This window comes from Solemya elarraichensis gill symbiont (assembly GCF_002021095.1).
Lineage (GTDB): Bacteria > Pseudomonadota > Gammaproteobacteria > Chromatiales > Chromatiaceae.
Map to the genome: position 1 here is coordinate 1 of NZ_MPRK01000114.1, position 5855 is coordinate 5855.

Here is a 5855-nt window from a genome sequence, read left to right on the forward strand (position 1 = left end):
GTAACGGCTCTCTTCAATTGCGGAGAGGTAGTCAATATCGTCAGTGACCTTGCCATCCTTGACGACCCGGTACGGAGTCTCGAGGAAACCATAATCATTGGTACGCGAGTAGACAGCGAGCGAGTTGATCAGGCCGATGTTCGGTCCTTCAGGTGTCTCGATCGGGCATACACGGCCATAGTGGGTAGGATGCACGTCGCGCACCTCAAAGCCTGCACGCTCACGTGCAAGACCGCCCGGGCCCAGTGCAGAAACACGACGCTTGTGCGTGATCTCTGACAGCGGGTTGTTCTGGTCCATAAACTGTGACAGCTGGCTTGAACCGAAGAACTCCTTGATCGCAGCCGAAACCGGCTTGGAGTTAATCATTTCCTGCGGCATCAGTCCTTCGCTTTCTGCAAGGCTGAGGCGTTCCTTGACCGCACGTTCTACACGTACAAGGCCAACGCGGAACTGGTTCTCTGCCATCTCGCCGACACTACGGATACGGCGGTTACCGAGGTGGTCGATATCATCGACCATGCCGTTGCCGTTGCGGATATCGATCAGCGTCTTGAGAACTTCGACGATATCCTCATTTGAGAGAACACCCGAACCTTCAGACTCTTCACGACCAAGACGACGGTTGAATTTCATGCGACCGACCGCTGACAGGTCATAGCGATCAGGCGAGAAAAACAAGTTGTCAAACAGGTTCTCGGCAGCGTCCTTTGTTGGCGGCTCGCCCGGACGCATCATGCGATAGATCTCGACCTGGGCAGCAAGCTTGCTGTCGGTTGGATCGATACGCAAGGTATCAGACAGGAAAGGACCGTGGTCAAGATCGTTGGTGAAGAGTGTCTTGATCTCCTTGACACCATTCTCGATCATCGCCTCGACCATCTCTTCAGTTATCTCGTCGTTGACATTGACAAGTATTTCACCGGTCTCCTTGTCGACCACGTCATGCGCGATGGTACGGCCAACCAGGTAGTTGAGCGGCACTTCCAGTTTGGTAATACCTGCCTTGTCGAGTTCATTGATGTGACGCTGGGTAATACGGCGACCAGATTCAACCAATACCTTGTTCTTGATCTTAATATCAAGATCGAGTGTTTCACCACGCAGACGCGCAGGAACCAGGTCGGCAGTCAGGCCCTTCTTCGACAGGTTAAAGGTATCTGTATCGAAGTACATGTCGATCATTTCGCTGGTTTCGTAACCGAGTGCACGCAGCAGAATAGTTGCCGGCAGCTTGCGACGACGGTCGATACGAACGAAAACACAATCCTTGGGATCAAACTCGAAATCGAGCCATGAACCACGGTATGGGATCACGCGCGCAGAGAAGAGCAGCTTGCCCGAAGAGTGGGTCTTGCCCTTGTCATGGTCGAAGAAGACACCGGGTGAACGGTGCAACTGCGAGACGATAACACGCTCGGTACCATTGATTACAAAGGTGCCGGTATCGGTCATCAGGGGCATTTCGCCCATGTAGATTTCCTGCTCGCGAACCTCTTTTACACGGTTCTTCTCTTTGCTTTCCTTGTCGTAGATGACGAGCTTGACGAGCACACGCAAGGGTGCAGCGTAGGTCGAACCACGCAGCTGACATTCGCGCACATCGAATGGCGGCTCGCCGAGACGGTAATTGACGTACTCGAGAACAGCACTTCCTGAATAACTCTCGATCGGGAAGACAGAGTTGAATGCAGCATGAAGACCTTTATCTTCACGCTCGTCGGGATTCGCATCAAACTGAAGAAAATCACGGTATGAGTCTATCTGGGTAGCCAAAAGAAATGGTACTTGCAGGATACTTTCCTGCTTGCCAAAATCTTTACGGATACGCTTCTTTTCTGTGAAACTGTACGCCATCTTTTCCGTCCCTCGGGATTTTTCGGAACACTCCCGCATTGCGGGAAACCACTGGGCTTTCGCCCGTCATATTGCCGGCGGATCACGCCGGACTATATGCCAATTCAGAAGCGGGAAAAGGCCGGTGACCTTCCGGTCACCAGCCTGTCCGCTCAAGAGTCGGCAAACTTACCGTACAAGATCTTACTTGATCTCGACGGTAGCGCCTGCTTCTTCGAGCTGCTTCTTGAGGTCTTCTGCTTCGGCCTTCTCGATGCCTTCTTTCAGCGGGGTAGGTGCACCCTCTACTGCTTCTTTGGCTTCTTTCAGACCCAGACCGGTTACGCCGCGGACTGCCTTGATAACGGCAACTTTCGCTTCGCCGAAACCAGTCAGAACTACGTCGAATTCAGTCTGCTCTTCTGCAGCAGCGCCACCTTCGGCACCAGGTGCAGCAACAGCAACTGCTGCAGCGGCAGCAGAAACACCAAACTTCTCTTCCATTGCTTCGATGAGCTCAACAACTTCCATTACGCTCATGCTGGCAATCGCTTCGAGGATATCTTCTTTACTCACAATATTTACTCCTGAAAACGCTTCAACACACTAAGGTGAATCAGCCAATTAATCGCTTAAGCCGCTTCTTTTGCGTCTTTAACCGCTGCAACGGTGCGGACCAGCTTGCCTGGGACCTCGTTCATGGTGCGTGCCAGCTTCTCAACTGGTGCTTTCATGACGGCCATCAACATGCTGATTGCTTCGTCGTAAGTCGGCATTTTTGCCAGGGTTCCAATCTCACTTGGATCAAGCATCTTTCCACTAATGGAAACCAGCCTGACTTCAAGCAAATCGTGCTCCTTGGCAAAGTCTTTAATGACGCGAGCAGCAGAACCAGGATCTTCCTGGGAGAATGCCAGCAGCAGCGGACCGGTAAGGCCTTCCTGCATACATTCAAAATCAGTACCTTCTACGGCACGGCGAGCCAGCGTATTCTTGACAACACGAAGATAGACACCATTATCACGCGCCTGTTTGCGCAATGCTGTCATCTCGTCAACGCCAAGACCACGGTACTCAGCCGCAATCGCAGAATATGCACTTCCTGCTACTTCAGCAACTTCGGCGACAATGGCTTTTTTCTGCTCAAGATTAAGAGCCACTAGTCACCTCCTGACTACGGTGGAATCAATGATTCCGTTAAACAAATTCAATCCGGCAAATGCCGGGTTGACGTTAACGTGACCGCTATCAGGCTTTCTGGTCGTAACCAGGGAATCCTGACATGGCCCCGTCTGCGCAGGGAATTAAGCAACAATCGCTTGCCGCACCTGCGGTCTTTGACGGCTTCGACCGGTAAACCGGTCTTTGCCACAAAGTTCTTTTTTCAGTGCACGAATGCACTGTAATTCAATGCTGTCAGAGGGTCAGAGAACCCTGGTCCAGCGTAAGACCCGGCCCCATGGTGGTGGAAACCGACATCTTCTTCAAATAAATACCCTTGGCAGCGCCTGGCTTGGCCTTCTTCAGGTCAACAATCAGTGCTTCAAGGTTCTGCTGCAGCGCGCTCGGCTCGAAATCAACCTTGCCGATAGAGCAGTGAATGATGCCGTTCTTGTCGGCACGGAACTGTACCTGGCCAGACTTTGCATTCTTGACCGCTTCTGCGATGTTTGGCGTTACAGTGCCAACTTTCGGGTTAGGCATCAGGCCGCGTGGACCGAGAATCTGACCCAACTGACCAACGACACGCATGGCGTCCGGTGAGGCGATCACAACGTCGAAGTCAAGGTTGCCCTTTTTAACTTCATCAGCAAGATCATCCATACCGACAATATCTGCACCAGCTTCTTTGGCTGCATCCGCATTCGGACCCTGGGTGAAAACCGCAACGCGGACATCTTTACCAGTACCGTTAGGCAGAATGCTTGATCCACGTACTACCTGGTCGGATTTACGTGCATCGATACCGAGGTTGATTGCAACATCAACACTCTCTGAAAATTTGACTGAAGAGAGCTCTTTCAGCAGGCCGAATGCTTCTTCAGCAACATAGGATTTTCCAAGCTCAATCTTCTCGTTAATCGCCTTCTGGCGCTTTGACAGCTTAGCCATTTACACACCCTCCGTGTCGAGACCCATGCTGCGCGCGCTGCCAGCAATAGTACGTACAGCTGCATCCATATCTGCAGCAGTCAGGTCAGGCATTTTCACGGTCGCAATCTCTTCGAGCTGCGCGCGATTAACCTTGCCAACCTTATTGGTGTTGGGCTCGCCGCTGCCAGACTTGATGCCTGCAGCTTTCTTCAGAAGAACTGCCGCTGGCGGCGTCTTCATGATGAAGGTGAATGAGCGATCTGCATAAACCGTGATCACTACAGGCACAGGCATGCCTTTCTCAATACCCTGGGTCTGTGCGTTGAACGCTTTACAGAACTCCATGATGTTCACACCGTGCTGACCCAGTGCAGGGCCAACAGGTGGACTTGGATTCGCTTCCTGTGCGGCAACCTGAAGCTTGATATATGCTTCGATTTTCTTAGCCATACTTTACTCCTGCGGGTAATGACGCAGTGGACTGGTTACCCCTGCTCCCCGACAATAATTAAACAACAGCCCTTAAAGGCTGATTAATGATCAGCTCTTTTCGACCTGACCGAATTCGAGATCCACCGGGGTGGATCGTCCAAAAATCATGACAGAAACACGTAAACGGCTCTTGTCGTAGTTAACTTCCTCGACAACACCGCTGAAATCGTTGAACGGACCGTCGGTAACACGTACAACTTCGCCTGCTTCGAACAACACTTTTGGACGCGGCTTGTCGACACCTTCCTGCACACGCTGCAGAATCGCATCAGCTTCCTTTTCAGTAATAGGTGCAGGACGGTCGCCCGTTCCACCGATAAAGCCCATCACCTGAGGTACATTTTTAACCAGGTGCCAGGTGTCATCCGTCAGCTCCATGTTCACCAGCACATAGCCGGGGAAGAACTTGCGCTCGCTGCGTCGCTGTGAGCCACTGCGCATTTCGACTATCTCTTCTGTCGGGACGAGAATTTCACCAAAGAAATCCTGCATGCCGGAGCGCTCAATTGCATCTTCCAGCGAACGCTTTACGCGACCTTCATAGCCCGAAAAGGCATGTACGACATACCAATGCTTAGCCATATCAGCCCCCGCCAACGATTGAACGAAGGATCCAGCCCAGTATGCCGTCAACGGCCCACAGGAACAGTCCGACCAGCAATACGACAAACAGAACGATCAATGTCGTCTGAATGATTTCCTGGCGGCTCGGCCATACAACCTTGCGCACCTCGGTACGTGCTGCAGTGGCAAAGTTCCAAAGCGATTTGCCTTGTGCCGATGTCAATGCAACAGCCGTAGCCACGCCCGTGATAACCAACAAGGCAATCACGCGCAACAGGGTTGATTGCGCCTCGAACATATAAAATGCCGCGATTCCGCCAATCAGAATTGCAATAGCCGCCATCAACTTGACGGTATCCATTGCTGTAGTTTGTTGTTCTGCCTTTACGTTCATCCTGCCAACTTGAAAGTGGCAGGCCAGGAGGGACTCGAACCCCCAACCTGCGGTTTTGGAGACCGCTGCTCTACCAATTGAGCCACTGGCCTGTAATTACCCTGATCCCAGGGAATACAAACAATTTTTCATCCATGAAGCACCGCTTTTGGCGATGCACTTTTCCCTTCTTGCGAAACGACGAAAGAGGAGGCGCACTGCGCCCACCTCTTTCGCATCTACAAGTATGTATCGATTACTCGATAATCTTTGCTACAACACCGGCGCCAACAGTACGGCCACCTTCGCGAATCGCGAAACGCAGGCCTTCTTCCATTGCGATCGGTGCAATCAGCTTCACGGTCATCTTGACGTTATCGCCAGGCATAACCATCTCTACGCCTTCCGGTAGGTCACATGCGCCAGTTACGTCCGTGGTACGGAAGTAGAACTGTGGGCGGTACCCGTTGAAGAATGGCGTGTGACGGCCACCTTC

8 protein-coding genes and 1 tRNA gene are annotated in these 5855 nt (G+C 52.1%); all 9 read right to left on the minus strand.

The features are described 5' to 3' along the window. Window positions 1–1857, minus strand: a 1857-nt coding sequence (locus BOW51_RS06805) for an RNA polymerDNA-directed RNA polymerase subunit B (RefSeq protein WP_503167670.1), incomplete at its 3' end; no start/stop codon positions are given. Window positions 1858–2040: 183 nt separating this feature from the next. After that, window positions 2041–2412 (minus strand): 50S ribosomal protein L7/L12, encoded by a 372-nt coding sequence (gene rplL, locus BOW51_RS06810; protein ID WP_135568117.1) that lies wholly within the window; start codon window positions 2410–2412, stop codon window positions 2041–2043. A gap of 56 nt (window positions 2413–2468) precedes the next feature. Further along, window positions 2469–2996 (minus strand): 50S ribosomal protein L10, encoded by a 528-nt coding sequence (rplJ, locus tag BOW51_RS06815; protein ID WP_078477035.1) that lies wholly within the window; start codon window positions 2994–2996, stop codon window positions 2469–2471. 256 nt (window positions 2997–3252) lie between these two features. Further along, window positions 3253–3948, minus strand: coding sequence for a 50S ribosomal protein L1 (rplA, locus tag BOW51_RS06820; RefSeq protein ID WP_078477036.1), 696 nt, complete (start codon window positions 3946–3948; stop codon window positions 3253–3255). Then, a complete protein-coding gene (gene rplK, locus BOW51_RS06825; protein WP_078477037.1) occupies window positions 3949–4380 on the minus strand; it encodes a 50S ribosomal protein L11 in 432 nt (143 codons plus the stop codon). A 90-nt stretch (window positions 4381–4470) separates the two neighbouring features. Continuing rightward, the gene (gene nusG / locus BOW51_RS06830; protein ID WP_078477038.1) at window positions 4471–5004 is read right to left on the minus strand and encodes a transcription termination/antitermination protein NusG; all 534 of its coding nucleotides are present in this window, start codon (window positions 5002–5004) and stop codon (window positions 4471–4473) included. Window position 5005: 1 nt separating this feature from the next. After that, window positions 5006–5380, minus strand: a complete 375-nt coding sequence (gene secE, locus BOW51_RS06835; RefSeq protein ID WP_078477039.1) for a preprotein translocase subunit SecE — start codon at window positions 5378–5380, stop codon at window positions 5006–5008. Between the two features lie 16 nt (window positions 5381–5396). Next, window positions 5397–5472, minus strand: a tRNA-Trp gene (locus BOW51_RS06840). 143 nt (window positions 5473–5615) lie between these two features. Beyond that, on the minus strand, window positions 5616–5855 hold a 240-nt coding region (locus tag BOW51_RS06845; RefSeq protein ID WP_503167671.1), incomplete at its 5' end, for an EF-Tu C-terminal domain-related protein.